We start from the raw sequence: 26,073 nt of genomic DNA, 5'->3' as shown, positions 1-26,073 counted from the left end.
GTGCCGGCTCAGGCCGGTACGTGATCCTGGCTGCGGGGGCTCAGGCCTTCCGTCGCCAGGTAGTCGTTCAGGAACTCGGTGAAGCTCTGGCCGCCTGCGGCTTGAGCTGCTTCCAGCCGGGCTTGTTCCGCCAGTGATTGGGCCGCTTCTGCGGCCCATTGCGTTTCCTGTTCAACCGATACAGGCAGGCCCAGCAAGGCTGCCTGCACACCAGCCGAGCGAGCGCGCACGGCGCCCACGAAGCTGCCGCCATGCGCGACCAGATCGTCCAGCACGCGGGCCGAGGGCAAGGTGTGCGGCGCCAGCACCGCTGCGCGCGCCGCGGCCAGCGTGTCGGCGTGGCCATGCCCGTCTTCCAGCGCATCGAGCCGCTGGGCAATCGGCGCGCAGGCGTCAATCAACTCCAGCGCCCAGTCGGTGATCGACACCTGCTGGCCATGGCGCTCGAGCATCAACCCCGGCTGGCGGCCATGTTCGGCTGTGCGGTGCTGGTTGCGGCCCAGTGCTGCAATTTCAGCAGGCGAATCGGGCGGGCTGTCTGAAAGCAGACAGTGCATCAGGAAGACGTCGATGAAACGGGCCGTGGCCGCATCGATGCCGGTGTCGATGAACGGGTTCAGGTCCATGCAGCGCACTTCCACGTACTCCACGCCGCGCTCACGCAGCGCGTGCAGCGGGCGCTCACCCGAGCGGATGGTGCGCTTCGGCCGGATCGTGCCGTAGAACTCGTTCTCGATCTGCAGCAGGCTGGTCGAGAGCTGCTGGTACTCGCCGCTGGCGTTCTGCAGGCCGATGGCCTCGTAGGCCGGCCAGGGGCGGGTCAGGGCGTCTTCGAGTGAGTGGCCGTAGCCCTCCAGGCCGTTGTAGCTCACGGCCAGCGAGGCTTGCGCATCGCTCTGGTAACCGAGTCGGCCCATGCGCAGCGAGGTGCCGTGCGGGCGGTGCAGCGTGTCGGCGCCCAGCGGCGTCAGCTCATGCGGCAGGCCGTCCACGAAGCACTTGCCGACAGCGGGCGAGGCTCCGAACAGCAGCAGCAGCAGGAACGAGTGCCGGCGGAAGTTGCGGATCAGGTTGAAGTAATCGTCGTTGTTCAGACCCGGCAGCGACCAGTTGTAGTGGATGCCCGAGATGGTCTGCATGCGCCGGCCGTAGCGGTGGCCCAGGCCACGGCGGTACACGGTCTTGGTCTGGCCGATGTGGGCGTTGCCGTACTGGCCCAGTGGAATCTCGCCGTCAGCGGGCAGGGCGCAGGGCATGCTCGACACCCACAGCTGTTCACCGCCGATGGCGCGAGCGGTGGCCTGGTGCAGCTCGGTCAGTTCGGCCATGCAGGCCGCAACAGTGGTGTGGGCGCCGGTGACGAGCTCGACCTGCGATTCACAGAAGTCGGTCGTGATGTGCGGGTGCGTCAGGGCCGATCCCAACGCACGCGGGTGCGGCGTGAACGCCAGGCGCCCGTCGGCTTGGCTGCGCAGGCTTTCCTTTTCCACGCCCCGGCGCATCTCGCGCAGGCGTTGATCGGAAATGGCTGTCAGGCGTTGGTTCAAGAGGGTCAAGCCCGTCTCCCAGGTGATGAGTTGTCTTGGCCGGTCAGCGGGCTGGCCGGTTGCCGCGTTGTAGGGTTGTTCAGCGTCAGAGGCGTGATTGGACGGCATTTTTGCTGTGTCTGCATGACATGTGGATTTGCCGCCCAACTCACCTGCTGTTCCGTCGAAAGAAGGAGGCGCTGCGCCTCACACTGAACGTGCCGGGCGCGCATTTTGCTTTCCCTGCCCTCAAATTCGCCACTGTTGCTCCTTCCACATGTGCCTGATCATCAAGAAGCCCGCCGGTCGCCGCATCTGCAATGCATTTTTGACCAACGCCTGGCAGCACAACTGCGACGGCTGGGGCACTTTCTTCCTGGAGGCGGGCCAACCCGTCTGGGCCAAGGGCATGCGGCTGGTTGATCTGCTGCGCCACAACGATGCGCTGCCGGAGTCGGGCGAGGTGTTTCTGCACTTGCGCAAGGCCACCTATGGCCATGTCACGCAAGACATGGCCCACCCCTACGTGGTGAACGACTGGGGCGATGGCCGCCGGATGCTGCTGATGCACAACGGCAGCATCGACCACCTCGCCCCTGAAGACCCCAGCCTGAGCGACACCGCCATGCTGGCCCGCCTGCTGCGCGACATGCTCAGCGGTCTGAGCGCCGATCAGGCTGCCGCGCTGGTGCGCAGCGAGGGCTTTGCCCGCCTGACCGCGCCGCTGCTGCAGGGCTCGATGGTGGTGTTGTTTGACCACCGCGGGGCGCGCCGACTGGGGCGGGAATGGCTGGCAGTGCAGAACGACCAGTGGCACGCCGGCATGGCGGGCATCGAAGTCTCGAACACGCGCACCTGGCTGCGCGATGCGGCGCAGGCGGCCTGAACGGCCCGCAGCACCGCCTTCAAGCCGCCTGCGTCAGCGCCTTGGCAATGCGTTGCCGGCCCACGGTCGGGCGGGGCACCTTCACCGGCAGGTGGCTGAACCAGCTGCGCACGTCCTCCTCCACCATCACGCCGTGCATGAAGTTGTAGATGGCCTTCTTCAGGCCGATGCCGAGCGCGTTGTGGTCGGTGCCGGTGGGGTCGACAAAGCCCACGTCGTTCTTCGCGAACTTGCCGTCCGGCAAGGGCAGCAACTCGATGCCGTAGTCGGCCGGTGACTGGCCCACGGGTGAGTGCACCGTGCAGGCAAAACGGTGGAAGAAGCCGCTGTGGATGCAGCCGTTGTCGAACAGCTGGCGCACGTATTCCAGGGCGTCCACCGTGTCTTGCAGCGTCTGGGTCGGGAAGCCGTACATCAGGTAGGCATGCACCAGCACGCCGGCATCGGCAAAGCCCTTGGTGACGCGCGCCACCTGGTCCACCGACACGCCCTTTTTCATCAGCGCCAGCAAGCGGTCAGAGGCCACTTCCAGCCCGCCCGAAATGGCCACGCAGCCGCTGTCGGCGAGCAGCTGGCACAGGGCCGGCGTGAAGGTCTTCTCGAAGCGGATGTTGCCCCACCACGAGATGTGCACCTGCCGGCGGATCAGCTCTTCGGCCAGGGCCTTCAGTGCCTTCGGCGGCGCGGCTTCATCAACGAAGTGGAAGCCCGTCTGGCCGGTTTCTTTCACGATGGCTTCGATGCGGTCGACCAGTACGGTGGCCGAGGCGCCTTCGTAGCGTGAGATGTAGTCCAGGCTCACGTCGCAGAAGCTGCACTTCTTCCAGTAGCAGCCGTGCGCCACGGTGAGCTTGTTCCAGCGCCCGTCGCTCCACAGCCGGTTCATCGGGTTGAGCATGTCGAGCAGCGACAGGTACTTGTGCAGCGGCAGCCCGTCCCAGGTGGGCGTGCCCACCTCGGCGAAAGCCACGTCGGCTTCCATCATGTTGACGTAGCGCACCGCGTGGGTCTGTACGTCGCGCACGAAGGTGCGCACTAGGCGCTGCTGTGAGCGCTGGCCCTGCACATGCTCCATCAAGGCCAGCAGCGGGCGCTCACCGGCATCCAGCGTCACGAAATCCACGAAGTCGAACAGGCGCGGCTCGGCCAGATCGCGCAGTTCGGTGTTCACGAAGCCCCCGCCCAGCGCGATCGGCAGGTCAGGACGCAATGCCTTGGCTGCCTGGGCAATGCGCAGTGCCGCATACATGGCGCCGGGGAAGGGCACCGAGAGCAGCAGCAGATGGGGCTTGTGGCGCTGCAGCATGTCTGCCGTCAGGCGGGCCAGCGTACTGTCGACCAGGTTGTGCGGTGCGGCCAGCGCGGCGGCCAGCGGGTCAAAGTGGGGCTGGCTGGTGGCCAACTGCTCGGCGTAGCGCACGAACTCGAAGCGCGGATCGATCGCGTCGCGCAGCACATCGGCCAGGTCGTTCAGGTACAGCGTGGCCAGATGGCGGGCGCGGTCTTGCAGGCCCAGAGCGCCAAAGGCCCAGGCGAGCGGGTCGCCGCCGTCTGCGTCGTCGTAGGCGTCCAGGCTGCGAAAGCGCGCACCTTCGGGCAGGAACTGCCGGGTATTGATGCGGTGGGCCAGCGTGGCGTCGGCCCCTTGCAGGAAGCGGATGACGGCGGCGATGCTGTGGCGGTAGCGTGGAAACTCGCTCAGGAACTGGATGACCTGCGCGGTGTGCATGGCCGGTGGCAGCTGCTCGGCCACTTCACGAACCTGGTCCAGCCCGTCCGGCGACAGCAGCTCCAGCACCAGCGCCAGCGCGAGGTCTTCCTGCACGGCATCGACCCCGCGCGAACGCAGGAAGCCGGTCAGGTAGGCGGTGGACGGGTAGGGCGTGTTGAGCTGCGTCATGGGCGGAATGACGCTCAGCACGCGGAACGGTGAAGACATGGGCAAGCCGGAGGCAGCAGGGGAAGGCGCCCATTGTAGAAAGCCCGCCCCAGGCTGCCGGTGTTGAAGGGCTTGTTCTTTCCCCCAGTCGGCAGCAACAAGAAAAAGCCCGTGCCTGCCAGCAGACCCCGCCCCCGACGTATGGGAGACAAGCTGGCAGGCCCGGGCGGCCGCAAGTCAGTCGGCCGTCAACTTGGCGCGGGCGACCACGCTCTTCCACTTCGTCAGCTCACCGCGGACGAGCTTTCCGAATTCCTCAGGCGTGCTGGTTTCCACGTCCGTGCCGTGGTCCTCGATGCGCTTGATCATGTCCTTCTCGTTGAGCACCTGGTTCATCGCCTTGTTGATCTGATCGATCACGGGCTTGGGCGTCTTGGCTGGCACGAACAGGCCGTACCACTGCTGCACATCCACACCATCCACCCCCAGCTCTTTCAACGTGGGCACGTCCGGCATCAGGGTGGAGCGCTTGCTGCCCGCCACCGCCAGCGCCTTCAGCTTGCCGGACTTCACATGCGGCAGGGCGGTGAAGAGGCTCGGGAACATCACCTGGGTCTGGCCGCCGATGGTGTCGCTGATGGCCGGGGCCGAGCCCTTGTAGGGCACGCCCACCATGCGCACACCGGCGTTCAGCTGGAACAGCTCGGCCGCGAAGTGCGGCGCCGTGCCATTGCCGGCCGAGGCGTAGGCGTACAGATCAGGCTTGGCCTTGAGCTGGCCGAGCAGGTCACGCACGTCCTTGATCGGCACGGCCGAGGTGGAGACCATCAACGTCGGTGAATAGCCCACCAGGCCCACGGGCTCGAAATCGGCGATCGGGTCGTAGCGCAGCTTCTGCAGCGCCGGGTTCATCGCATGGGTGGCGATGTAGCCGAACAGGATGGTGTGGCCGTCGGGCGTGGCGCGGGCCACGTATTCGCTGGCCAGAGCGCCGTTGGCGCCAGCCCGGTTGTCGATGATGATGGTCTGGCCCAGCAGGGGTCCGAGCTTCTGCGCCAGTGCGCGGGCCATGGCGTCATTGCCGCCGCCGGCCGCGGTGGGCACGACGATGGTCACCGTCTTGGTGGGGAAGGCGGCGAGTGCGGCCGTGCTCAGGGTGGTGGCCGCGAGCAGGGCAGAGCCCAGGCGCGCAGCACGCGCCAGCAAGGTGTTCTTCATGGTGTCTCCAGTCTTTCGGGAAGTGATGGGCAGCGTCGGGCGCCGCCTCAGTCGGCAAGGTGAAGTTCGCCCTGCAGGATCTTTCGAGCGGTGCGCACCAGCGCGGCACGGGTGATCTGTGCTTCCGTGCCTTCACCCTCGGTGTGCACATCGACGGCGATGCGCCCTTGCGGGTGAAGCACGTTGATGAGGCGGGCGCCGCTGTGCAGCGCGCGGCTGCTGATGACCGTGCCTGGCAACGCGAAGGCCGATGCCACCGCAATGGCGCCCGTCACCGCATGCGAGGCATGGCAACGCCAGGGCGTGAAGTAGCGCGAGGTGATGCTGTGGTCGTCGTCGCCATCGCTGGCGATCACCAGCTTGGGCACCACGCTGCGGCTCACATCACCCAGGCCCATGCGCCGCCCGGCTTCCAGGCGCAGCTGTTCCAGCCGCGGCAACAGGCCGGGGTGGCTGTCGAGCTCGGCTGGCATTTCCCGGCCGTTCAGGCCCAGGTCGCGGGCCTGGAGGATGACGATGGGCATGGCCGCATCAATGCAGCTCACGCGCAGGCCGTCGATCACGTCGGTGCGCTGCCCGGTGGGGAAGATTGCCCCCGTGACTGCGCCCCAGGCATCCAGAAAGCTCAGGCGGATCGGTGCGGCGGCCCCGTGCACGCCGTCGATGCGGGTGCTGCCTTCGTAGGTGACGCGGCCTTCGGGTGTCAGCACCGTCACATCGATGCGCGCGCCGGTGTTCACGTTGAACACGCGCACTGTGGTTTCGCCCTCGGCGGCGGCCACCAGGCCCTGCTCGATGGCGAACGGGCCGACGCCCGAAAGCATGTTCCCGCAGTTCGGCCGGGTGTCCACCGTGGGCTGGCCCACGCCGACCTGGGCGAACAGATAGTCGACATCACAGTCGCTGCGCAAGGAGCGCGACACGATGGCGGCCTTGCTCGTCAGGGTGCTGCCGCCACCGAGGCCGTCGAGCTGCAGCTGGTCGGCCGCGCCGATGGCCTTGACCAGCATGCGGTCGCGCTCGGTGCTGTCTTCGGGCAGCCAGTCCCGCATGAAAAACGGACCGCGTGAGGTGCCGGCCCGCATCAGGACGCAAGGAATGATGTGTGTCATGCCGCCATGATCTGCAGAGCCTATTGACTTGTGAATTGCATGTTTGAGAATGACTAATCCGCTTTGAACATCAATCAACAGGAGCAGCCACGTGGCCATCAATTTCGATCTGAACGACCTGCTCGCGTTTCGCGCGGTCGCGGAGCTGAGCAGTTTTCGCAAGGCGGCGGAGTCGGTGCACCTGTCTCAGCCTGCGTTCAGCCGCCGCATCGACAAGCTCGAACAGGCCCTCGGCGTGCGGCTGCTGGAGCGCACCACGCGGCGTGTCACGCTCACCACCGTCGGGCGTGATTTCGAGCGCAAGGTGCGTGAATTGCTGGACGATCTCGACACCACGCTGCTGAGCATTCGCGGCGTGGCGGCCACGCGCATGGGCGAAGTGACGGTGGCCTGTGTGCCCTCCACCGTCTACTACTACCTGTCCCAGGTGATCAGCCGTTATCACGAGATGAGCCCCAAGGTGCGCGTGCGCGTCTATGACGCCGGGGCGAACGAAGTGCTGGCCGCGGTGGCTCGTGGTGAGGCAGATTTCGGCGTGAATTTCATGGGTTCTCAAGAGGGAGAACTGGAGTTCAAGCCCCTGGCCGAAGAGCGCTTCGTGGCAGCCTGCCGGCGCGACCATCCGATCGCCGGCATGCGGCGCGTGACCTGGGCGCAGCTGGCCGACTACGACTTCATTTCGGTCAACCGCGCGTCCGGCAACCGCCTGCTGCTGGACCAGGCGCTGGCCGGTGTGCCCGGTCGGCCGCAGAGCATTTACGAGACCCAGCACGTCACCACGATGCTCGGTCTGGTCGAGGCCGGCCTGGGTGTGGCGGCGGTGCCGTCGATGGCCATGCCGGGGCCGGATCACCCCTTGCTGGTGAGCGTTCCGCTGGTGGATCCGGTGGTCACCCGCCGCGTGGGCTTGATCCGCCGTCGGGGCCGTCCGTTGTCGCCAACGGCCCAGCAGCTCTATGACCTGTTCCTGGGCGTGAAGGGCCGGCGCTCATCCAGCCGGCTGCCCACCGCGGCAGAGCTCATTCGCAAATCGACCAAGAAGGCTTGATTGATCCGCCTTGTGCATTAATCATTTCCGAAAGCGCAATTCCCTTTCAGGCCTTGAATCGACACCATGCCGTTGCAGTTGGTGCGCCGCCGTCACGCTTTGTGGCGGGGGTGAACACCACGCGATGCATGGAGACAAACAATGAAGATGGCGTCAATTTCCGGGGCCTGCGCCCTGGTGTTCGGCAGTGCCCTGGCAGTGCCAGCCGCCGCCCAGAGCTCGGTCACGATCTCGGGCATCCTCGACGTGGCCGTGCGCCGCGTCAGCAATGACGGTGTGGGCTCGGCCAACGCCGTGGTCAGTGGCTCGAACTCGACCAGCCGCCTGAACGTGTCGGTGCTGGAAGACCTGGGTGGTGGCCTGAAAGCCGGTGCCACGCTGGAACATGGCCTGATGGTGGATACCGGCGCCGTTGCCACGGCCGACAAGTTCTGGGACCGCCGGGCCACCGTGAGCCTGATGGACGATCGCCTCGGTGAGGCCCGCCTCGGCCGCGATTACGTGCCCAGCTATTCCGTGTGGACGCGGCTTGATCCCTTCAGTTATGTAGGCGCCGCCCGTTCCGCCAACCTGATTTCCGCCACGCCCACCGGCCCGATCAAGTCGGCCTACGGCAGTGCGGCCAACACCACCGTGCGCGCCGACAACACCGTGCAGTGGCTGTTGCCGAGCGGCCTGGGTGGCCTGGAAGGCGGCGTGATGCTGGCGGCTGGCGAAGGCCGTGATGCCACCGCAGGTCGCGGCCGCGTGGTGGGTGCTCGACTGGGTTACAGCTTCGGCGATGTGAGCATTGCGGCAGCACAGACCGAAACCAGGAACTCGCTGACGACCACCGGCAGCTTCAAGGACGGCGTGCTGGGCGCGCAGTTGCAGCTGGCACCGGTGAAGCTGGGCCTGGCCTGGCGCACCTTCAAGCTGGCTGACAGCAAGCAGGCCTTGTTGATGGCCAGCGCCAGCAGCAGCTTCGGCGCGCATGAGGTGAAGGCCTCCTGGGTGCGCAGCAATTTCAGCGGCCGTGTCGGCAGCACCGTGATCGATGCCAACGACAGCACGCAGCTGGGCCTGGGCTATGTCTACAACCTGTCGAAGCGCACCGCGCTGTACGGCACGCTGGCCCGCATCAGCAATGACGGCGCGGCCAAGGTCGTGGTCACCGACGGGCCTGCCGGCATGGCCGCTGGCGGCACCTCCAAGGCGCTGGAAGCGGGCGTGCGTCACCGCTTCTGACCGGCTCTCCTGAATAGCAAGTTGTGGCTCAAGGCCCGGCGCACTGGCGTCGGGCCTTTTGCCTTTCAGCGCGGGCCTCAGGCCCGGCGCTGCTCTTTGTGACCGGCCTTTTTCAACTGCCGTTCGCTGGCTTCCTTCAGGCGCGACTGGCGCCAGACGCGCAGGTCGGTCGGCGCGCGCCGAACCGCGTAGCGCAGGCGGTCGAACGCCGGCTTGATGCCGGCGGCAGCGCCACTGCAATCGGGCATGAGCTTGGTGTCCACCAGAAAGCCCACCCGCAACTGGCCGGCATAAGACACGATGGACACACCCACGCCCACCGTCATGCCCTGCGGTACCAGCAGCATCAGGTCGTCGAGTGGCGCGCCTGCAAAGGTGCGGGGCTCCGCCGGGCCGATCACGTTGGTGACGATGACCGTGCAGCGGCGCGACCACAGCCCCAGCAGCGCATCCTGCAGCCGCTGCGGCAGGCAGCCCGCCACCTGCACCAAGGCCAGCGCCAATTGCCCCTGCCATGAATGCTTGAGTTGCTGCATGTCGCGGTGGATGGCGCGCAAGCGGTCCAGCGGGTCCGACAGATGCAGCGGCAGGTCACAACCCACCAGCCCGAAACGGTTGCCCAGCTGGTCTTCCTCGCCGTGGCGGCGCAGGTTCATCGGCACCACGGTGCGGATCGGCGCCGAGGGGCGTGGCTTGGTGCGCAGTCGCAGGTCCTGGCGCAGCACATCGGCGATCAGCGCCAGCATCACGTCGTTCACCGTGGTGCCCTGGGTCTTGGCCAGCGCATGCACCTGGGCGAGTGGTAGCGACTCTGACCAGGCCACCGACTTGTGAATGCCGGGCTGACCCTTGAGCAGGGTGGGGCGGTCGGCAGGCAGGGTGGCCAGGCGCCAGGCGTCCGCCAGCACCCGCCACGGCTGGTGTCGCAGCGTGGCCGGGCTCAAGGGGCTGCGTTGCGCTGTGCGCGCCGGTGAGAGCCGCGGCGTGCCGGGCGCCACATCGGTCAGCTCGCGCATCAGGTGCATCAGCGACACCCCATCGGCCAGGGCGTGGTGCACCCGCATCACCAAGGCGCTGTGCCGGCCGTCCACGTTGTGCACCAGCGTGGCGTCCCAGAGTGGTCGGTCGGCCGGCAGCGCTTCATGCGCCTGCGAGGCCATCCAGGCTTTCAGGGCGCTGCGCTGCAGCCCGCCGGGCACCACGCATTGGCGCACATGGTGCTCCAGCCGGAACTGCGGATCAGCCTGCCATTGGGCGCGCCAGCCGCGGCGCACCACCTTGTGGGTGAAGGCGGGGTAGATCAGCAGCCGCTGCGCCAGGCAGGCCAGCACGGTGCTGAGCTGCAACGGGCCGTCCACCACCAGCGCGAGATGGATGATCACCCGGTTGTCCGGGCGCTCCATGCGCAGCCAGGCGTGGTCTGCGGCCAGCATGGGCGCACGGGGCAGGAAGGAAAAAGGGGCGGGCATCACGACTCCACAAACAGCCGGGCGAGGCTATCAGCGGGGTCGTGTTGCCGGGTTGACCCTGCGAGCCAGCTTCATGGCTGCAGGAACCCGGGCGGGCCTGTGACTTACCCGGGCTGGGAAGAACCCTGAGCGCGGGTGTTCATGTCAGTCACTGCGGCTGAAACCCGCTCGCCTTGATGATGCGTGCCCAGGTGGCGGTGTAGGCGCGTTCGCGCTGGCCCAGCTGTTCGGGTGACATGTGGCCGACGCTCAGGCCCATGGCCGTCAGGCGCTCGGCCACGGCGGGCTTGGCGATGGCTTTGGCCAGTGCGGCCGAGAGCTGATCGATGGTGGCGCGCGGCGTGCCGGCCGGTGCGAACACGCCGTAGTAGGGCACGTCCTCGAAGCCGGTCAGGCCGAGCTCGTGGAACGTAGGTACGTCCGGCAGCACGGCCTGGCGCTTCTCACCCAGCACAGCCACCATGCGGATCTTGCCGTTCTTGTGGTTCTCGATGAAGTCAGGCACCGAGCCCACGCCGGCGGCGATCTGGTTGCCCAGCATGTCGGCCATCATCGGTGCGCTGCCGCGGTAGGGCGCCGCCACCAGGTCGAGCTTGTACTTGTCGCCGATGACCTTCACCAGGAACTCGGGCACCGAGGCCGGCGCGGGCACGCCCACGGCGCCCTTGCCGCCGCCCGTGCCACGCACCCAGCCCACATACTCATTCACGCTCTTGGCCGGGGTGCCGCCCGATACGGCCAGGCCATTGACGAAGGTGGCGAAGCCGGCGACCGGGGTGAAGTCCTTGCTCGGCTCAAAGCCCGGCGTCTTCACCACCTGCGGCAGGATGGAGATGGTGTGGTCGTGGCTGAGGAACACGGTGGTGCCGTCAGGCGCAGCCGTCTTCAGGGTCTGGGCGGCCAGCTGGCCACCGGCGCCGGGCTTGTTCTCGACGATCACCGGCACGCCCAGCTCGTCCTTCAACTGCTCGGCCAGGATGCGGGCGATGGCATCAGTGCCACCACCGGCGGGAAAGCCCACCAGCACCCTCACCGTCTTGCCCGCCGGCACCTGGGCATGCGCCAGGCTGCAGGTGGCCAGGGCGGCGGCTGCCAGCACGGTGGTGAGGAGGTGACGACGTTCGGCGCTGTGGCGGTTCATGGGTGTCCTCTGCGTGAATGTGGGTTGGGTAGAACGCTGCATTCAAGAATACCTGCAGATCTCACGACAACGGCCGGTTTTGACCGACACTGGCCTGTCACAAACCTCGGCCTACCCGGCACGGCTTGTGCGTCTCGGCCCTCTTTGCGCTCTTACCGGAGACCCCTTCTGATGACTCGGTTGAACCCGAAAGCCACCACCCGTGCGGCTTTGCTCTTGATGGCGGGCCTGTGCGCCCTGAGCTCTTCCACCCGTGCCGACGAGGGCATGTGGACCTTTGACAACCCCCCGATCGCCCAGGTGCGTCAGCGCTACGGCCTGACGCTGACGCCGGAGTGGATGGCGCACCTGCAGCGTGCCTCGGTGCACTTTGGTGGTGGCTCGGGCTCGTTCGTGTCGCCCAACGGCCTGGTGTTGACGAACCACCATGTGGCGCGCGGCTGCATCGAGCGCCTGTCAACGGCCGAACGTGACCTCGACGGCCAGGGCTTCTACGCCCGCACCCATGCAGAGGAGCTGCGCTGCCCCGGCACCGTGCTCAAGGTGCTGATGTCGTCGGAAGACGTCACGGCCAAGATCACGGCCGCCGCGAAGGACGCTGCTGATGACGCCGCCCGCGCTGCGGCCCGCACCGCGGCCAGCGCCGCGCTGGAATCAGCGTGTGAGCGCGACACCGGCCTGCGTTGCCAGACCGTGGCGCTCTACGGCGGTGCGGTGGTGCACCTGTACCGCTACAAGGAATGGGATGACGTGCGCCTGGTGTTCGCGCCGCCCGAGCAGGCCGCCAACTTCGGTGGCGACGACGACAACTTCACCTTCCCGCGCTTTGCGTTCGACTACGCGTTTGCGCGCGTCTACGAAAACGGCAAGCCCGCCGCATCGACTGGCGTGCTCAAGCTGGCCAGCAAGCCGCTGAAGGAAGGCGACCCGGTGTTCGTGACCGGCCACCCCGGCAGCACTGACCGCCTTCGCCCGGCCGTCGAATTGCAGTACGAACGTGATGTGACCGTGCCCCAGCGCCTGGCCATCGCCCGCGCCGGCCAGACGCTGCTGAAGACCTACGGCCAGCGCTCTGCCGAGGCCTTCCGCCAGGCGCAAGGCCCCTTGGCCAGCACCGAAAACTGGCTCAAGGCGATGACGGGCGAATACCTGGCGCTGAAGACGCCGGATGTGCTGGCCCGCAAGGTGGCAGACGAGCAGGCACTGCGCCAGGCCTGGGCCCGCCTGGGCACCGGCGGCGAAGACCCGTGGAAGCTGGCCGAGAAGGCGGTGGAGAGCCGCCGCCAGCGCCAGGCCGAACTCGCCTACATGAACCTCGGCTGGGGCGGCCTGCTGGGCAGCGCCGGTGGCTTGGTGGAGCTGGCGCAGGAGCGCGAGCGCCCGCTGGCCGACCGCCTGCCAGGCTTTGGTGATGCCGCACTGCCGCAGATCGAGCGCCGCCTGCGTTCGCGCTTCCCGGTCTACCCGGAACTGGTGATCGAGCAGATGACGCTGCAATTCACCCAGGCGCAATCGAACCTCGGCGCAGGCCATCCGTTCGTCAAGGCTTTGCTGGGCACCGACACCCCCCGTGCGGCAGCCGAGCGCCTGGTGCGCGGCACGAAGCTGGCCGACCCTGCGGTGCGCGAGGCGCTGATCACCGGCAAGCTGGCGGCCATCCAGGCCTCCACCGACCCGATGATCGTGCTGGCCCTCACCGTGTCGCCGATGCTGCGAGAGCTGAGCCAGTACCAGCGCGTGAACATCGGCGCGCCGCTGCAACGCGCGGCTGAGCAGATCGCGGCCATCCGCTTCCAGGTGCTGGGCACCTCGGTGCCGCCAGATGCCACCGGCACGCTGCGCCTGAGCTACGGCAAGGTGGCGGGCTACCGCACCGAGGGCGCGACGAACCCGTGGAAGACGACCTTCGGCGGCTTGTACGCCCGCGCGGATGCGTTCGACAACGCCATGCCGTTCACGCTGTCGCCCCCGCTGGTGGCTGCGCGCGACAAGGTCGATGCCCGCTGGCCGCTGAACCACGTCAGCACCAATGACATCATCGGCGGCAACTCCGGCTCGCCGCTGGTGAACGCCCAGGGTGAGCTGGTCGGGCTGATCTTCGACGGCAACATCGAGTCACTGGCTGGCCGCTACATCTACCGCGAAGAGGCTGACCGGGCCGTCTCGGTGGACGCGATGGCGATCGTCCGCTCGCTCGAAACGGTGTTCGGCGCGCCAGCCCTGGCCGCCGAGGTTCGCGGGCAACGTTAGGCAAGACGCGGCGAACCAGCGACAATCGCGGGTTCGCCTCTTTATTGCCTCCATGACCGACGCCACTCCTGCACCTGCTCCCACCGTCACGCTTCGCCTGCCGAATGCCCGCCACGCCGACCGCGTGCCGGCCCACATCACGCCGGAGCAGATGGAGCGGGTGCGGCAAGCCGCCTACAACCTGCCGCAGGTTGTCAAACCGGCCGATTACCTGCCGGACGACGCGCCCGGCTTTGAAACCCACCTCGACGGTCTGGGTCTCATCCTGCTGCAGAAGGCCGTGCCGCATCAGCGGCCGAGCCGGTGGATCTCGCCGGGCCTGATCGACGCGGCCTTGCGCCACCTCGACACCCTGGGCGTAGGCCGCGAAACCCGCGCCCTGATGATCGAGCGCAGCGCCACGCTGGAAGCCCTCGGCATCCAGCGCCAGGGCGACGGCTGGGATCGGCTGTATCGCCAGCATTTGCCGCTGACCTACCCGGCCTGGGCCAAGCCCGGCACGCTGGGCGTGGCCTTCCGCCTGGAAGTGCCCTCCGAGCCGGTATGGCTGTACTTTCAGGACGGCGACAAGCGCGCGCTGCTGGCCGGCATTGCCGGCAACCCGAGCTGGCCGCATGCGGCTGAGCTGGCCGCCCACATCGACGGCCTGGCCGAGCGCAGCGAATGGTGCGACGCCAAGGCGATGGACTCGCTGCTGCCGCGTCTGCAGGCCGAATGCCTGCGCCCGCAGTCGCTCGACGCGCTGAAGCAGGCCTGCACCCGCGCGCAAGACCGCTGGGAGCGCCAGGCCAACGAGCAGCAGACGCTGTCCAGCCTGAACCACGAATTGGCCTTTCAGGGCTACCCCGACAGCTTCCCGATGGCGCGCCAGCTGGGCCGCAAGGTGACGCTGTTCGTCGGCCCGCCCAACAGCGGCAAGACCTACGCGGCTTTCGAGAAGCTGGCCGGTGCGCTGGATGGCGCTTACCTGGCCCCGCTGCGTCTGCTGGCGCTGGAAGGCCGCGACCGCCTGGTGGCGCGCGGCGTGCCGTGCTCTCTGCTGACCGGTGAAGAGAACGTGCCGGCCGAAGGTTCGCGCGTCGTGTCGTCGACCATTGAAATGGTGGGCACGGGCACCGTCATCGACGTGGCCGTGATCGACGAAGCGCAGATGATCTTCGACAACTCCCGGGGCTGGGCCTGGACCCAGGCCATCGTGGGCGTGCCGGCACGTGAGGTCATCATCATCTGCTCGGCCTATGCCGTGCCCGCCATCGAAAGCCTGCTGGGCCTGTGCGGCGAAGCGGTGGTAGTGCGTGAATTCGAGCGCAAGCAGCATGTGCAGCTGCTGCACAGCCCGGTGCCGCTGCAGGCCCTGAAAAAGGGCGACGCCGTGGTGGCCTTCAGCCGTCGCGAGGTGCTGATGCTGCGTGACCAGATCGCGGCCAACGGCCACCCGGTTTCGGTGATCTATGGTGCCTTGCCGCCGGAAGTGCGTCGGCGTGAGGCCGAGCGTTTCGCCACCGGTGAATCGCACCTGCTGGTGGCCACCGACGCCATCGGCATGGGCCTGAACCTGCCGATCCGCCGCGTGCTGTTCTCGACGATGACCAAGTTCGACGGCGTGGGTGACCGGCCGCTGAACGAGTCCGAGGTGCACCAGATTGCGGGTCGTGCGGGCCGTTACGGCATCCACGAAGAAGGCTTCACCGGCGTGCTGCATGAAGCCGAGCCGGGTGCCGCCCGGGCGCTGAAAGAGCTGCTGCCGCGCACGCCGCGTGCGCCACGCCATTTCAAGGCGCCGGTGGCGCCGAACTGGTGGCATGTCAGCACCATCTCGCAACGCCTGGGCAAGACCCGGCTGCACGAGGTGCTGAGCGTGTTCATGGATCAGCTCAAGCTCGACAACGCCCACTTCGAAGTGGCGGAGCTGGAGCAGATGCTGGGCCTGGCCGATGAGCTGGACCGCAACGCTGCGTCGCTCTCGTTGAAGGAGCGCTTCGTTTATGCCCAGGCGCCGGTCGACACCCGCACCGAGAACCTGGTGCAAGACTTCCTCGGCTGGACGCATGAGCATGCCAGCCGCGGTGAAGCCGGACGCCCGAGCTTCCTCGACACCGTGGACGGCCACAGCCGCCTCGACCGCATGGAGCAAGCCCTGCGGGCCTGCACGCTGTGGCTCTGGCTGGATCTGCGCTTCCCCGGCATCTACGGCCACCTCGACGAGGTGGTGGAGCTGCGCAACATGCTCAACGACGGCATCGAGCGCCAGCTCAAGGCCAAGCGGCCACTGTGGCAATCACGCGGCGGCCGGCCGGGTGGCAAGCCGCGTGAAGGTGGCGGCGGCGGTGGTGGCGGCCACCGCAAGGGCCCGCGCGGGGCCTGAGCGGCCCGCAAGCCGCACCGTGGCCGGGCCTCATCCCACCACGTGCGGCAGCAGCCAAAGCACGGCGTTCATGGTCACGAACGAGGTTAGCGTCGTCACCACCAGGGTGGCGGCGGCCAGCCCTTCGTGGCCATATTTCTGGGCGATGACGGGGTAGATGCTCATCATCGGCGAGGCGGCAAACACGATGGCCGCGCTCACCAGCGCCACGTCCAGCGGCCCGAGGGCCCACATCGCCAGGCCCACCATCAGCGGATGCAGCAGCAGCTTGGCTGCGGCCACATTGCTGATGTCGCCCCACATGCCGCTGAGGCTGAAACCCGCCAGCGTGCCGCCGATCACCACCAGCGCGGTGGGGCTGGCGGTGGTGGCCACCAGCTCAATCGCCTTGGTGAGCGAGGCCGGCAAGTGCAGGCCGAAGACCGCACAGAAGGCACCGGCAAAAATCGCCAGCACCATCGGGTTGCGGCGCAGCCCGAACACGGCATTGCGGAAGGCGCGGTTGAAGGACTGGCTGCCGCCCTCGCGGGAGTGCGCGGCGTCTGACAGCGCCAGGCCGAGTGGCAGCATCACCATGTTCTCCACCATCAGCGCCAGGGCGAAGGCCACGGCCGCGGGCGGGCCGATCAGCGGTGCCGCAATCGCGAAGCCGAAAAAGCCGGTGTTCGAATGCGCGCTGCCCCAGCCTTGCAGCACGGCCAGCACCGGCAGGCGCTTGCGGCCGCGCCAGGCCCACAGGCCGCTCAAGGCCATGGCCGCGAGGGAGCCCAGCGTGAACGCAGCCAGAAACCGCAGGTTCAGCATCTCGCTGATCGAGCGGCTGGCCAGCGCATGGAACAGCAGCGCCGGCAGCGAGAAGTTCACGACGAACTTGCCCATCACCCGCATGTCGGCGGCGTTGAACAGGCCGCCGCGAACGGCGAGCCAGCCCACACCGAGCAAGAGATAGACGGGCAGCGTCAGCGCCAGGATCTGTTCCATGGCGGGCTCAGACCTTCTTCAGGAAAGCCGCCTTCAACATGAAGTTGCCGGCGTCCATCTTGCAGTCCACCTCATGGTCACCGCCCACCAGGCGAATGCTCTTCACCTTGGTGCCTTGCTTGAGCACGGTGGACGAGCCCTTGACCTTGAGGTCCTTGATCAGCACCACGGCATCACCGTCTTGCAGCACCTGGCCGTTGGCATCCTTGATCACCGCATCGGCCTCTTCCTGAGGCGCGCTTTCCGTCTGGGGCCACTCGAACCCGCAGTCGGCGCAGACGAACTGGTCGCCGTCCGGGTAGGTGTTTTCAAGGGTGCATTGGGGGCAGGCGGGCGCAACAGACATGGGCGATTCGGGGGAGCAGGTGGGTTTGCTTCGAGCAAAAAAAACGCGGCCCGTGGGCCGCGTGTCCAACCGGCGGAATGATACCCGCCGGGCTCGGGAGAAACCCGTATCAACCGTGTCGCGGGCCTCAGCGGGCCACGAACACCACCGCCGTGCGGGCCGGCACATTGAAGGTGCCGGTGCTGCTGTCGTAGGTGGCGCTGGCGGCGCGCTGGTCAGCGGCCTTCAGTGCGCGGTGCACCGGGTGCAGCTGCAGAGCCTGGCCGCGCAGGGCGTCCACAGCCAGCTGCTTGGGCTGCTTGTCCACGTTCACCACGTACACCAGCTGGCTGAAGTTGGCGCCGGCATAACCCGCGCCACTCACCTGGCCGATCAGCACCGTCGGCTCTTGCTGCGAGCCCGTGTTGTGGAAGCGCAGGCGGGCCTTGATGTCATCGGCCGTGCGCAGGCGCAGCAGGGTGGTGCTGGCGCGGATCTTCAGCAGGTCGCGGAAGGCATCGCGGGTCCAGCTGATCTGCTCGGCGCCCGGCTGGATCGCCGCGTTGGCCAGCAGCGGCCCCATCACGCTCCAGCTGCTGCCGTTGTCGCCTTGCGGCGGCAGGCCCACACCGAAGTTGTTCGAGCCGTACGTCCAGTCAAGGCGGTTGAACCAGTCGCCCGAGTTGTAGCTGTTGCGGTCCAGCGATTTGCTGCGCAGCGTGTCGACACCCGCATGGAAATACGGAATGCCTTGCGACAGTGTGTTCAGGGCCGCACCCAGGATCTGCACCCGTGCGCGGTCTTCGGCGCTGGTGCTGGTGGGCAGCTTGAAGACGTTGTTGTCGAACAGGGTCAGGTTGTCGTGGTTCTCGACGTAGTTCACCACTTCCGACGGATCGGTCACGTAGCCGGCCGGCAGGCCACCCACGTTGATCTGCTCCAGCGGCAGGGTGGCGTCCCAGTGGGTCGTCACTACAAAGCTGCGGATCGAACCGGCGAGGCTGGCCTTGAGCTGGTCGCCCAGCCACATCAGTTCGTTCTTGCCGCGGCCCTGGCCCAGCGGGTTCGGGTCATACCAGAGGCCGTTGATGAAGCCCTGGTTGGCCACCAGGCTGTTGCCGGAGTCGAAGCCGCTGCCACCGCGCACGGCGTCGCGGATGAACGGATTGAAGGTGCCGATGCCCGAGCCGTTGAGCGAGAGCATGTCGGCCTGCACGAAGCGTGCGCCGTTGGCCACTTCGCCGAAGTTCCAGCCTTCGCCGATCAGCTGCACGTCACGGCCGGCGGCCACCTTCACGCGGGCCTTCAGGGCCTCCATCACCGGGCGCGGCTGGTGGCCCATGATGTCGAAGCGGAAGGAGCTGATGTGATAGTCCCGCGCCCAGGTGCTGACCGAGTCGATCATCAGCTTGCCCATCATGGCGTTTTCGGTGGCGGTGTTCTCGCAGCAGGTGGATTGCTCGATCCCGCCCACCGCGTTCAGGCGGTGGTAGTAGCCGGGCACCACGCGGTCCAGCACCGAGCGGTCGTTCAGGCCCGAGGCGCTGGTGTGGTTGTAGACCACGTCCATGCCCACGCGCAGACCGGCGGCGTTCAGGGCCATCACCATGGCGCGGAACTCGACGATGCGGCGGGCGCCGTCACCGGCCTTGGTGCTGAAGTTGCCGTCCGGCGCGGTGAAGTGCCAGGGGTCGTAGCCCCAGTTGTAGCAGTCGTCGTTGGCGCTGGCGCCCACGGTGGCTTGCTGGCTGGCGCTGTCAGGCGCGCCGCTCGGGGTGGGGGTGACGCAGCCCTTTTCAGGCGTGCTGGCCAGGTCGAACACCGGCAGCAGGTGCACATCGGTCAGGCCGGCCTTGGCCAGCGCACGCAGGTGCTGCATGCCGTTCGAGTGCTCGGCCGTGAAGGCCATGTACTTGCCACGCCAGCCTTCGCGCACCGTGGTGTCGCTGGCCGAGAAATCACGCACATGCAGCTCGTAGATCGACATGTCGGGCGACGCTGCCACGGTGGCCGGCGGCGTGCTGGCATCCCAGCCGGCAGGCTTCAGGCTCGCATCGTCCAGGTTGGCCACATAGCTGCGCTGGCTGTTCAGCGACAGGCTCAGCGAATAGGGGTCGGTGACCAGGTGGCGCACCACGCCCACGCCGCGCACGAAGTTGCGCACGGCGAAGCGGTAGTACTGGCCGCTCAGGTCGCCCGGGCGGGTCAGGCTCCACACGCCGGTGACGGGGTCAAGCGCCATGTCGATGGCACCGGTCGCCGGGCCTTGGCCGTCGGCATACAGGAACAGGGCCACGCTGCGCGCCGTGGGGGCCCACAGCTTGAAGGTGGTGGCGCCGTTGCGCACCGTCACGCCCAGATCAGGCACGTTGGTGGCAGCGCCATACAGGTCGTCGAGTGCACCGGCCACTTGCGCGGTGGTGGCGTTCTGGGCCTGGCCGTCGGCGTTCTCCTGCACCAGCACCAGCTGGTGGGTGTGCAGGCGGTTCAGGCGTGCCACGTCGGCGTCACGCACGTTGTACACGGCGCCAGCGCCCACCCACTTGAAGCGGGTGGCGGCATCGGCCGGCACGCTGCCGCTGGAGGCCGGGTCGAGGGTGATGAAGCCATCGGCGCCGGTCACGGGGGCGTCCTTGGCGACCTGGATCTGGCCGGTGGCCGACCAGTACAGGCGCACCGTGCCTTGCTGGGCCACAGCGGGCCACTGCACCAGGCGCTTGGTCAGCCACACGGCGCGGGCGTCGGTGGTCGAGACCTTGCGCAGGTCGGGCAGGGCGTAATAGACCTGCGCATCACCTTGCACCAGCCACACATGGCCGACCTGGCCGCTGATGGCGAGGCTGCCGAAATCGATGCGGATGTTGTCCGGCCGACCGTCCTTGTCGTTCTCCTTCGGTGGCATGCCGTGGATGATGAACTCGGCCGAGCGGCGGGTGCTGTCGGCACGTGGGTTCAGCACGGGCAGATCGAACTGGGCTTCGCCGCCGTTCAAGGCGTAGTTCGGCATGGCCGACAAGGCCACGGGCGCGTTCCACTGGCCGATGTTCAGGCCAGAGAGGCGCGCCGTGTCAAGGCCGCTGCCGTCCCACAGGTGCAGGCCCCAGTCGGCGTGGTCGTTGCCGAAGCGCACGTAGTGCACGCGCACCGTGTTGACGTCAGGCGCCTGCGCTTCCAGCGGGTTGCGGGCGTAGTTGGTCGAGTCGCCCTGCAGGCGCCAGATTTCGTTGGCACCGGCTGCGAGGGTGTAGCTCTGGTCGCCGCCGCCGTTGTCCTTCTCGTCACCCTTGTGGTGCAGGAAGCCGACGGTGCCGGTCTCGGCGTTCAGCGGAATGTCGTAGATGGCGCCGAAGCTGTCGGAGCCGGTCGGGTTCCAGCCCTGGTTCCAGCCCGGATCCTGGCCGGCGCCCCAGGTGTGGATCTGCCAGCCGGCGGTGTCGCCATTGTCGCGGCGGTAGTGGATGCGCAGCGTGGTGCTGGCAGCGGCCGACTGGGCGCGTCGGCGCTCGGCCGGCACGGCATTCAGAACAGTTTGGGTGTCGCTGCTGTTGGCGACTGACAGCGTGGCGTCGGTGCCTGAACTCTCGGCGGCACCGCCACAGGCTGCCACTAGCACGGCCGTCGCGGCCGCCCCCGCCAAACTGCGCGCCCGGCGCCACCAACTACTCCATCGCCCCATCATGCCCGTCTCCTGGTTGTGGGCAGACGCCGGCCTGATTGGCAGGTCATGTACCCATCTTACAAATTGGGCGCGATGGTAATGAAGTAAAACTACATCTCTAAATTGGTACTTACGCTAGGAAACAAGCCGCTTCATAGGTAAAAAATCTCGTTCGAAAGCCGCGCTGTAGTCAGACTACAAACGATTGCTTAGTTGGCGGGGGTGCCCGGCTCGCCCATGAGTTTGGTCATGAGGGCGAAGAACCGGTCATAGAACTGGCCGGCCGGGATGGTTTCGCTGGCCACCTTGACGAGGGAGTCTTCGGTGGATGACAACGGGATCGAGACCGAACCGATGGCGCTCAGGCCCACGCTGGCCGAGTTGGCGTTTTTCTTCAGCGCGTAGCGGTCTTGCACGGCGTTCACGAAGGCGGTGCTGATGCGGCCGTCCTTGCCTTCGGGCGTGCACACCACGTGGAAGGTGATCTGCACATGCACTTCGCCCTCGGGCTGGAAGCTCTTGCTGCCGTTCACGAAATCAGGCCGCACGGTGCTGAGCAGATAGCCCTGGCTGAGCAGGGCGCGTCGGGCGGCCTCGCAGGTGGCGTCCACCGGGGCGTCGAACAGGCGCGAGAAGGTTTCGTTGTTCTCGAAGCCTTCTTTCAGGTAGACGGCGGCCTTCTTGTCTGAGGTGCTCTTGCTGTCGCCGCCCCAGGTGCTGCAGCCGCCCAGGGCCAGCGCCAGCGAGGTGGCAAGCAAGGCACGGGTGAGGTTGGCAGACGAGACGGCGAGATAGGGCAATGGCATCAAAGAGGCTCCGGGTGCTGGGCACAGGGTGAGGCATGCGATTATCCGCGCCCCATGTGTCCAAATTCATCAACGACCGAGGCGGCACTGCCGCCGACAGACGCGGCCAGCAGCATGGCGATCAACACCAGCCGGGCCAGCCGCCGCCTGAGCTGCGCCACGTGCCTGCGCCTTCGCCCGGTGTGTGTCTGCGGCCTGGTGCAGCCCGCCTGCAGCCCGGTTCGGGTGTTGCTGCTGCAGCACCCGAAGGAGGTGGGTGAGACCAAGGGCACCGCGCGCTTGCTGCAGTTGTGCCTGGGCGCTGGGGCCCAGCTGGAGGTGGGTGAGGTGTTTGAGCCTCAGGCGCTGGCGGGCTGGCTGCAGGCCGAGGGCCGGCGCAGCTTGTTGCTGTATCCGCCCGTGGTGGGCGTTGCCGCACCGCCGATCGTGCCTGACGAGGCCTGGGCGACACTGGGGCCGCAAGCCGGCGCCTTGGCGCACCCCGAGGAGTGGCAACTGGTGGTGCTGGACGCCACCTGGCGCAAGAGCCTGAAGATGCTGCAGCTCAACCCGGCCCTGCAAGCCTTGCCGCGTTGCAATTTGCTGGCGCCGTCACCCGGCTGCTACCGCGCGCTGCGCAAGGCCCGCCGGCCAGATCAGCTGAGCACGTTCGAGGCCACCGCCGCTGCACTGGGCCAGTTGCAGGGCGGTGATGCCGGGGCCAGCGTGGTCAACACGCTGATGCCGGTGATGGCGGCGTTTGTGGCGGCGGGTATCGCCGCTCGGGGTCGTAGCTGAACTTCCTGCCGCAGCGCCGCTTCAGTCCCGGCGCCTGAACGCCAGCCAGCCGGCCAGCCCGGTGAAGACGATCAGCAGCAGGAAGATCATCAGGAAGCCGTGGGGCGATTCACTGAACGGAATGCCGCCCACATTCATGCCGAACAGGCCGGTGCAGATGTTGATCGGCAGGCCGAGCACGGTGATGACCGTCAAGGTGAACAGGCTGCGGTTGGTTTGTTCACTCACCTGCGCGGCGATTTCTTCCTGCAGCAGCTTGATGCGTTCCTGCAGCGCCATCAGGTCGCGCAGCACCAGCGAAAACTCCTCGGTGCCCTGGCGCAGCTCGTCCAGATCGCGCTCGGCGATCCAGGCGGGCGGCTGCCGCAGCAGGCGGAACAGCGCACCGGGCTCGGGCGCCAGCAGCCGTTGCAGCCGCACCAGCACCCGCCGCAGCTTGCCCAGATCGGCCCGCTTGCGCTGCAGCTGGCCGCGCTCCAGGGTGTCTTCCACCGCGTCGACCTGCACGGTGGCTTCACGCACGATGCGGACCAGCACATCGCCCTGGTCGTGCATCAGGTGGATGAGCAGCGAGAGCGATGAGTCAAAGCGACCGCCTTCGCGCACGGCCTGGCGCAGGCGGTCGATCGACTTCAGCGGGTGGCTGCGGGCGCTCACCGCCACGCGTTCGGTGACCGTCATCCACAGCGTGGCGATTTCCGACGGCTCGAACGAAAACTCGTAGGCCACATCGTTGACCACCGCCACCAGATGGTCGCCGGCGTCCTCGATGCGCGTGGAGCGCGAGCCTTCGCGCAGGGCTTCGAAAAACTCGGGCGCCAGCGCCAGGTTCGAGCGCATCCACGACTGGGCCGAGGCGTCACTCAGGTTGAAGTGCAGCCAGACGAACGACTCCGGCGAGACGGGCGTTTCTGCGGCGTCAGCGTCGCGGATCCATGCCACCGCCTCGTCCAGCGAGATGGGGCGGCCCGGAGCATCGGGCGTGAACAGAAATCCGCAGATCAGGCCATGGGGGTCCGAGCCGTAATTGAGGGGGGCCATGTCGTTGGGGTGCTGGGTGAGGGAGGTGCTCGGCACAGGGGCGGAAGCCATGATAGCGAGCACCTCGGGCATGGCTGGAGGCGAGGCGAGTTCGCGGCGCGAATGCGTCGTCGCGATGGCGCGGTTCAGGGCTCAGCCCGGGTGCGTTGCCGCAACAGCCGGCCGGTGCCGATGGTGTCGGCCGACGCCGTCAGCACATGCACGCCCAGCCCCTTGGTCTTGGCGATGCGCTTGGCCTGCGCAGCGGCGTCGGCCACGTCTTCGGGGCCATAACCTTCGTCGTGGGTGGGCACCCGCACCACACCGATGCTCATGGTGGTCAGCGGGTGGAAGCGCGGTGTTCCGAAGCGGTCTTCGGCCAGCAGCCCGCCGGCGGCCAGGGCTTCGCTGTCGTACAGCAGGCGGGCCTCGGCATTGAAGGCGTCGACGATGGACTGGCAGCGTGCTTCCCAGTCGGCGCTCTGGAACAGCACCACGAAGTCGTCGCCGCCCACGTGCCCGACGAAGTCGCGGCGGGCATCGGCGAAGCGCGAGGTGCAGCGCGCCGCCAGCTGGATCATCTCGTCACCGCGCCAGTAGCCGTAGATGTCGTTGAAGGGCTTGAAGTGGTTCAGGTCGCAGTAGCTGGCGACGAACTCCCGGCCCGATTCCAGCAGCCTTGCGATGTGCTGGGTGAGCGGGATGTTGCCGGGCAGCAAGGTCAGCGGGTTGGCGTGGCGCGCGGCCTCGATGCGCGATTCGGTGACGGCGCGCACCAGGTCATGGCCGCGGCCGATGCCCTTGTACAGGCCGTTCTCGGTGATCACGAAGCCATCCGACAGGTAGCGCTGGTCCTCGGACGTCAGCACCGCCGTCAACTCCTCCAGCCCGGCGCGCACATCCACCATGCCGGGCGACAGGTTGGCGAAGGTGATGCAGGGCTGGCGGCCGTAGATCTCGCGGAAGTAGGGCTTGGCGAAACGGTCCATGAATTTCTGGCGCCCCAGCAGGCCCACCGGCCGTCCCTTGTCGACCACGGCCATCGATTCCAGCGATTCGTCAGCGGCGAAGCGCTCGAACAACTGCTCGTTGGTCAGGCTGGGCTCGACCGGCTCGGCTTCGATCAACAGGCTCCAGGTGGACGCGCGCTGCTGGGTTTGCCGGCGCCGCTCGGGGATGACGGCCAGATCGCGGCTGCTGACCACGGCAAGCGCAGCTGCAGCCGGCTGGTGCTCGGGCAGAGGCTGCGGCCGTCCGATCAGCCAGCCCTGGCCGCAGGTGATGCCCAGGTCCCGCACGAGGCGCATTTCGTCCTCGGTTTCAATGCCCTCCGCCACCAGCGTGGAGCCGAAGGTTTCCGCCAGCTGCCGAAGGGCGCGCATGGTTTGCACCTTCTCCGGGTGCTGGGCGATCTGGCGGGTGAAGTACTTGTCGATCTTGACGATCTCGGGCTTCAACTCCGACCACAGACGCAGGCTGGAGCGGCCATCGCCAAAGTCATCCAGCGCCAGCACCGCGCCGGTGCGACGCAGCCGTCCCACCGCCACGGCCAGTGCATCCACATCGGCCACGTGTTCGTGTTCAGTGAGCTCGATCACCAGCCCGCCCGGCGTGCCGCTGCCGTCCGCCGGCAAGATCAGGCCGAGCTGTCGCTGCGAGAGCACCTGCACCAGCGTGCTGGCGCTGAGGTTGACGAACAGGCGGCCCGGCCCGGGTTCCCGGCACCAGGCCGACAGCGCCAGTCGCAGGCATTCCAGCTCCAGCTCCATCGACATGCCCTCAAGCCTGGCCTGGGCGAACAGCGCATCCGGGGTGCTCAGTCGGCAATCTGGCGGGGTTCTGATCAAGGCTTCATGGCCATGGATCGTGCCGTCGGCCAGCGTCAGGATGGGCTGGAAATGGGGCCGCAGCGCGCCGCCATCTATCAGTCCACGCACCTCTGCAACATGCTCAAGGGTGGCTTTCAATCAAACTGCTCCGAACCTGATAGTGGGACGAAGAGTCTGGAGGATCAATGTGACGCGCTGGTGTCGGCGTCACCGCCGTTGGCTAGGCCGCCACGCGTGTGGCCAGGTCGGCCCTCGCTTCCTGACCCTGACCCATCAGCAACTCCCTGACCTTGCGCGCGGCAAAGATGTGCAGGTACTGCGTGGTGCGTGCCCAGCTGGCGAGTGCCGAGCATTCCTGCTCGTACAAGGCCGCCACTTCGGCGACAGGGGCGTGGCATTCGGAGGCCAGGGACGCGACGATGCGCGCCTGGTCAGCGGGCTGGTCATTCAGGTTGGGCATGGTGCTGTGCTCGTCAAACTGTGATGAGCAAACCGTAGCAGCCGTTACCCCGCCGCACTGTGCGCCAGATCACGCTTGGGCGTGATGGCGCGGGCA

19 protein-coding genes are annotated in these 26,073 nt (G+C 67.3%); 6 read left to right on the top strand and 13 right to left on the bottom strand.

Annotated elements, in window-relative coordinates; translation table 11 throughout:
- Positions 1 to 8: 8 nt before the first annotated feature.
- Entirely contained in the window at positions 9 to 1,556 is a 1,548-nt protein-coding gene (gene gshA, locus AACH00_RS08950) for a glutamate--cysteine ligase (RefSeq protein ID WP_341398758.1), read from the bottom strand.
- 247 nt (positions 1,557 to 1,803) lie between these two features.
- Between gshA and AACH00_RS08945 the strand changes: the two genes are divergently transcribed.
- Positions 1,804 to 2,412, top strand: coding sequence for a class II glutamine amidotransferase (locus tag AACH00_RS08945; protein WP_341398757.1), 609 nt, complete (start codon positions 1,804 to 1,806; stop codon positions 2,410 to 2,412).
- 19 nt (positions 2,413 to 2,431) lie between these two features.
- Here AACH00_RS08945 and AACH00_RS08940 read toward each other — a convergent pair whose 3' ends face one another.
- The 3 genes from AACH00_RS08940 to AACH00_RS08930 form a co-directional block, all read right to left on the bottom strand.
- The gene (locus AACH00_RS08940) at positions 2,432 to 4,351 is read right to left on the bottom strand and encodes a B12-binding domain-containing radical SAM protein (RefSeq protein ID WP_341398756.1); all 1,920 of its coding nucleotides are present in this window, start codon (positions 4,349 to 4,351) and stop codon (positions 2,432 to 2,434) included.
- A gap of 177 nt (positions 4,352 to 4,528) precedes the next feature.
- Positions 4,529 to 5,509 (bottom strand): Bug family tripartite tricarboxylate transporter substrate binding protein, encoded by a 981-nt coding sequence (locus AACH00_RS08935; protein ID WP_341398755.1) that lies wholly within the window; start codon positions 5,507 to 5,509, stop codon positions 4,529 to 4,531.
- 47 nt (positions 5,510 to 5,556) lie between these two features.
- Complete coding sequence (locus AACH00_RS08930; protein WP_341398754.1) at positions 5,557 to 6,621, bottom strand: 4-oxalomesaconate tautomerase; 1,065 nt, start codon at positions 6,619 to 6,621, stop codon at positions 5,557 to 5,559.
- A 91-nt stretch (positions 6,622 to 6,712) separates the two neighbouring features.
- Between AACH00_RS08930 and AACH00_RS08925 the strand changes: the two genes are divergently transcribed.
- Both AACH00_RS08925 and AACH00_RS08920 read left to right on the top strand, forming a co-directional pair.
- Positions 6,713 to 7,669 carry a LysR family transcriptional regulator gene (locus AACH00_RS08925; protein ID WP_341398753.1) on the top strand — a complete coding sequence of 319 codons (957 nt, stop codon included), beginning with the start codon at positions 6,713 to 6,715 and terminating at the stop codon, positions 7,667 to 7,669.
- A 141-nt stretch (positions 7,670 to 7,810) separates the two neighbouring features.
- Positions 7,811 to 8,896: a porin gene (locus AACH00_RS08920; protein WP_341398752.1), complete on the top strand. Its 1,086-nt coding sequence runs from the start codon at positions 7,811 to 7,813 to the stop codon at positions 8,894 to 8,896.
- 77 nt (positions 8,897 to 8,973) lie between these two features.
- Here AACH00_RS08920 and AACH00_RS08915 read toward each other — a convergent pair whose 3' ends face one another.
- Together AACH00_RS08915 and AACH00_RS08910 are read right to left on the bottom strand one after the other, a co-directional pair.
- Complete coding sequence (locus tag AACH00_RS08915) at positions 8,974 to 10,365, bottom strand: WS/DGAT domain-containing protein (protein WP_341398751.1); 1,392 nt, start codon at positions 10,363 to 10,365, stop codon at positions 8,974 to 8,976.
- A 148-nt stretch (positions 10,366 to 10,513) separates the two neighbouring features.
- Positions 10,514 to 11,506, bottom strand: a complete 993-nt coding sequence (locus tag AACH00_RS08910; protein WP_341398750.1) for a Bug family tripartite tricarboxylate transporter substrate binding protein — start codon at positions 11,504 to 11,506, stop codon at positions 10,514 to 10,516.
- Positions 11,507 to 11,677: 171 nt separating this feature from the next.
- Here AACH00_RS08910 and AACH00_RS08905 point away from each other — a divergent pair, with 171 nt between their 5' ends.
- The gene (locus AACH00_RS08905) at positions 11,678 to 13,756 is read left to right on the top strand and encodes a S46 family peptidase (protein WP_341398749.1); all 2,079 of its coding nucleotides are present in this window, start codon (positions 11,678 to 11,680) and stop codon (positions 13,754 to 13,756) included.
- 52 nt (positions 13,757 to 13,808) lie between these two features.
- On the top strand, positions 13,809 to 16,121 hold the full coding sequence (locus tag AACH00_RS08900; protein ID WP_341398748.1) for a helicase-related protein: 2,313 nt from the start codon (positions 13,809 to 13,811) through the stop codon (positions 16,119 to 16,121).
- Between the two features lie 30 nt (positions 16,122 to 16,151).
- On the opposite strand, the gene AACH00_RS08895 is transcribed toward AACH00_RS08900, so the two are convergent.
- From AACH00_RS08895 to AACH00_RS08880, 4 genes are all read right to left on the bottom strand, one after another.
- Positions 16,152 to 17,102: an AEC family transporter gene (locus tag AACH00_RS08895; RefSeq protein WP_341398747.1), complete on the bottom strand. Its 951-nt coding sequence runs from the start codon at positions 17,100 to 17,102 to the stop codon at positions 16,152 to 16,154.
- Positions 17,103 to 17,109: 7 nt separating this feature from the next.
- The gene (locus AACH00_RS08890) at positions 17,110 to 17,448 is read right to left on the bottom strand and encodes a zinc ribbon domain-containing protein YjdM (protein ID WP_341398746.1); all 339 of its coding nucleotides are present in this window, start codon (positions 17,446 to 17,448) and stop codon (positions 17,110 to 17,112) included.
- 127 nt (positions 17,449 to 17,575) lie between these two features.
- Positions 17,576 to 21,106: an alpha-1,6-glucosidase domain-containing protein gene (locus AACH00_RS08885; RefSeq protein ID WP_341398745.1), complete on the bottom strand. Its 3,531-nt coding sequence runs from the start codon at positions 21,104 to 21,106 to the stop codon at positions 17,576 to 17,578.
- A 188-nt stretch (positions 21,107 to 21,294) separates the two neighbouring features.
- Entirely contained in the window at positions 21,295 to 21,891 is a 597-nt protein-coding gene (locus AACH00_RS08880; RefSeq protein WP_341398744.1) for a DUF2242 domain-containing protein, read from the bottom strand.
- A gap of 114 nt (positions 21,892 to 22,005) precedes the next feature.
- Between AACH00_RS08880 and AACH00_RS08875 the strand changes: the two genes are divergently transcribed.
- Complete coding sequence (locus AACH00_RS08875; RefSeq protein ID WP_341398743.1) at positions 22,006 to 22,668, top strand: tRNA-uridine aminocarboxypropyltransferase; 663 nt, start codon at positions 22,006 to 22,008, stop codon at positions 22,666 to 22,668.
- 21 nt (positions 22,669 to 22,689) lie between these two features.
- On the opposite strand, the gene AACH00_RS08870 is transcribed toward AACH00_RS08875, so the two are convergent.
- The 3 genes from AACH00_RS08870 to AACH00_RS08860 all read right to left on the bottom strand — a co-directional run bounded on the left by AACH00_RS08870 (position 22,690) and on the right by AACH00_RS08860 (position 25,977).
- On the bottom strand, positions 22,690 to 23,760 hold the full coding sequence (locus tag AACH00_RS08870) for a transporter (RefSeq protein ID WP_341398742.1): 1,071 nt from the start codon (positions 23,758 to 23,760) through the stop codon (positions 22,690 to 22,692).
- Between the two features lie 74 nt (positions 23,761 to 23,834).
- On the bottom strand, positions 23,835 to 25,625 hold the full coding sequence (locus AACH00_RS08865; RefSeq protein WP_341398741.1) for a GGDEF domain-containing protein: 1,791 nt from the start codon (positions 25,623 to 25,625) through the stop codon (positions 23,835 to 23,837).
- 112 nt (positions 25,626 to 25,737) lie between these two features.
- Complete coding sequence (locus tag AACH00_RS08860) at positions 25,738 to 25,977, bottom strand: DUF3562 domain-containing protein (protein WP_341398740.1); 240 nt, start codon at positions 25,975 to 25,977, stop codon at positions 25,738 to 25,740.
- Positions 25,978 to 26,073: the final 96 nt, after the last annotated feature.

Origin of the sequence: Ideonella margarita, from assembly GCF_038066635.1 — a bacterium.
GTDB classification, from domain to species: Bacteria; Pseudomonadota; Gammaproteobacteria; order Burkholderiales; family Burkholderiaceae_C; genus Ideonella; species Ideonella margarita.
The sequence above is the reverse complement of the archived record's forward strand: the minus strand, read 5'-3'. Positions and strand labels throughout refer to the sequence as shown.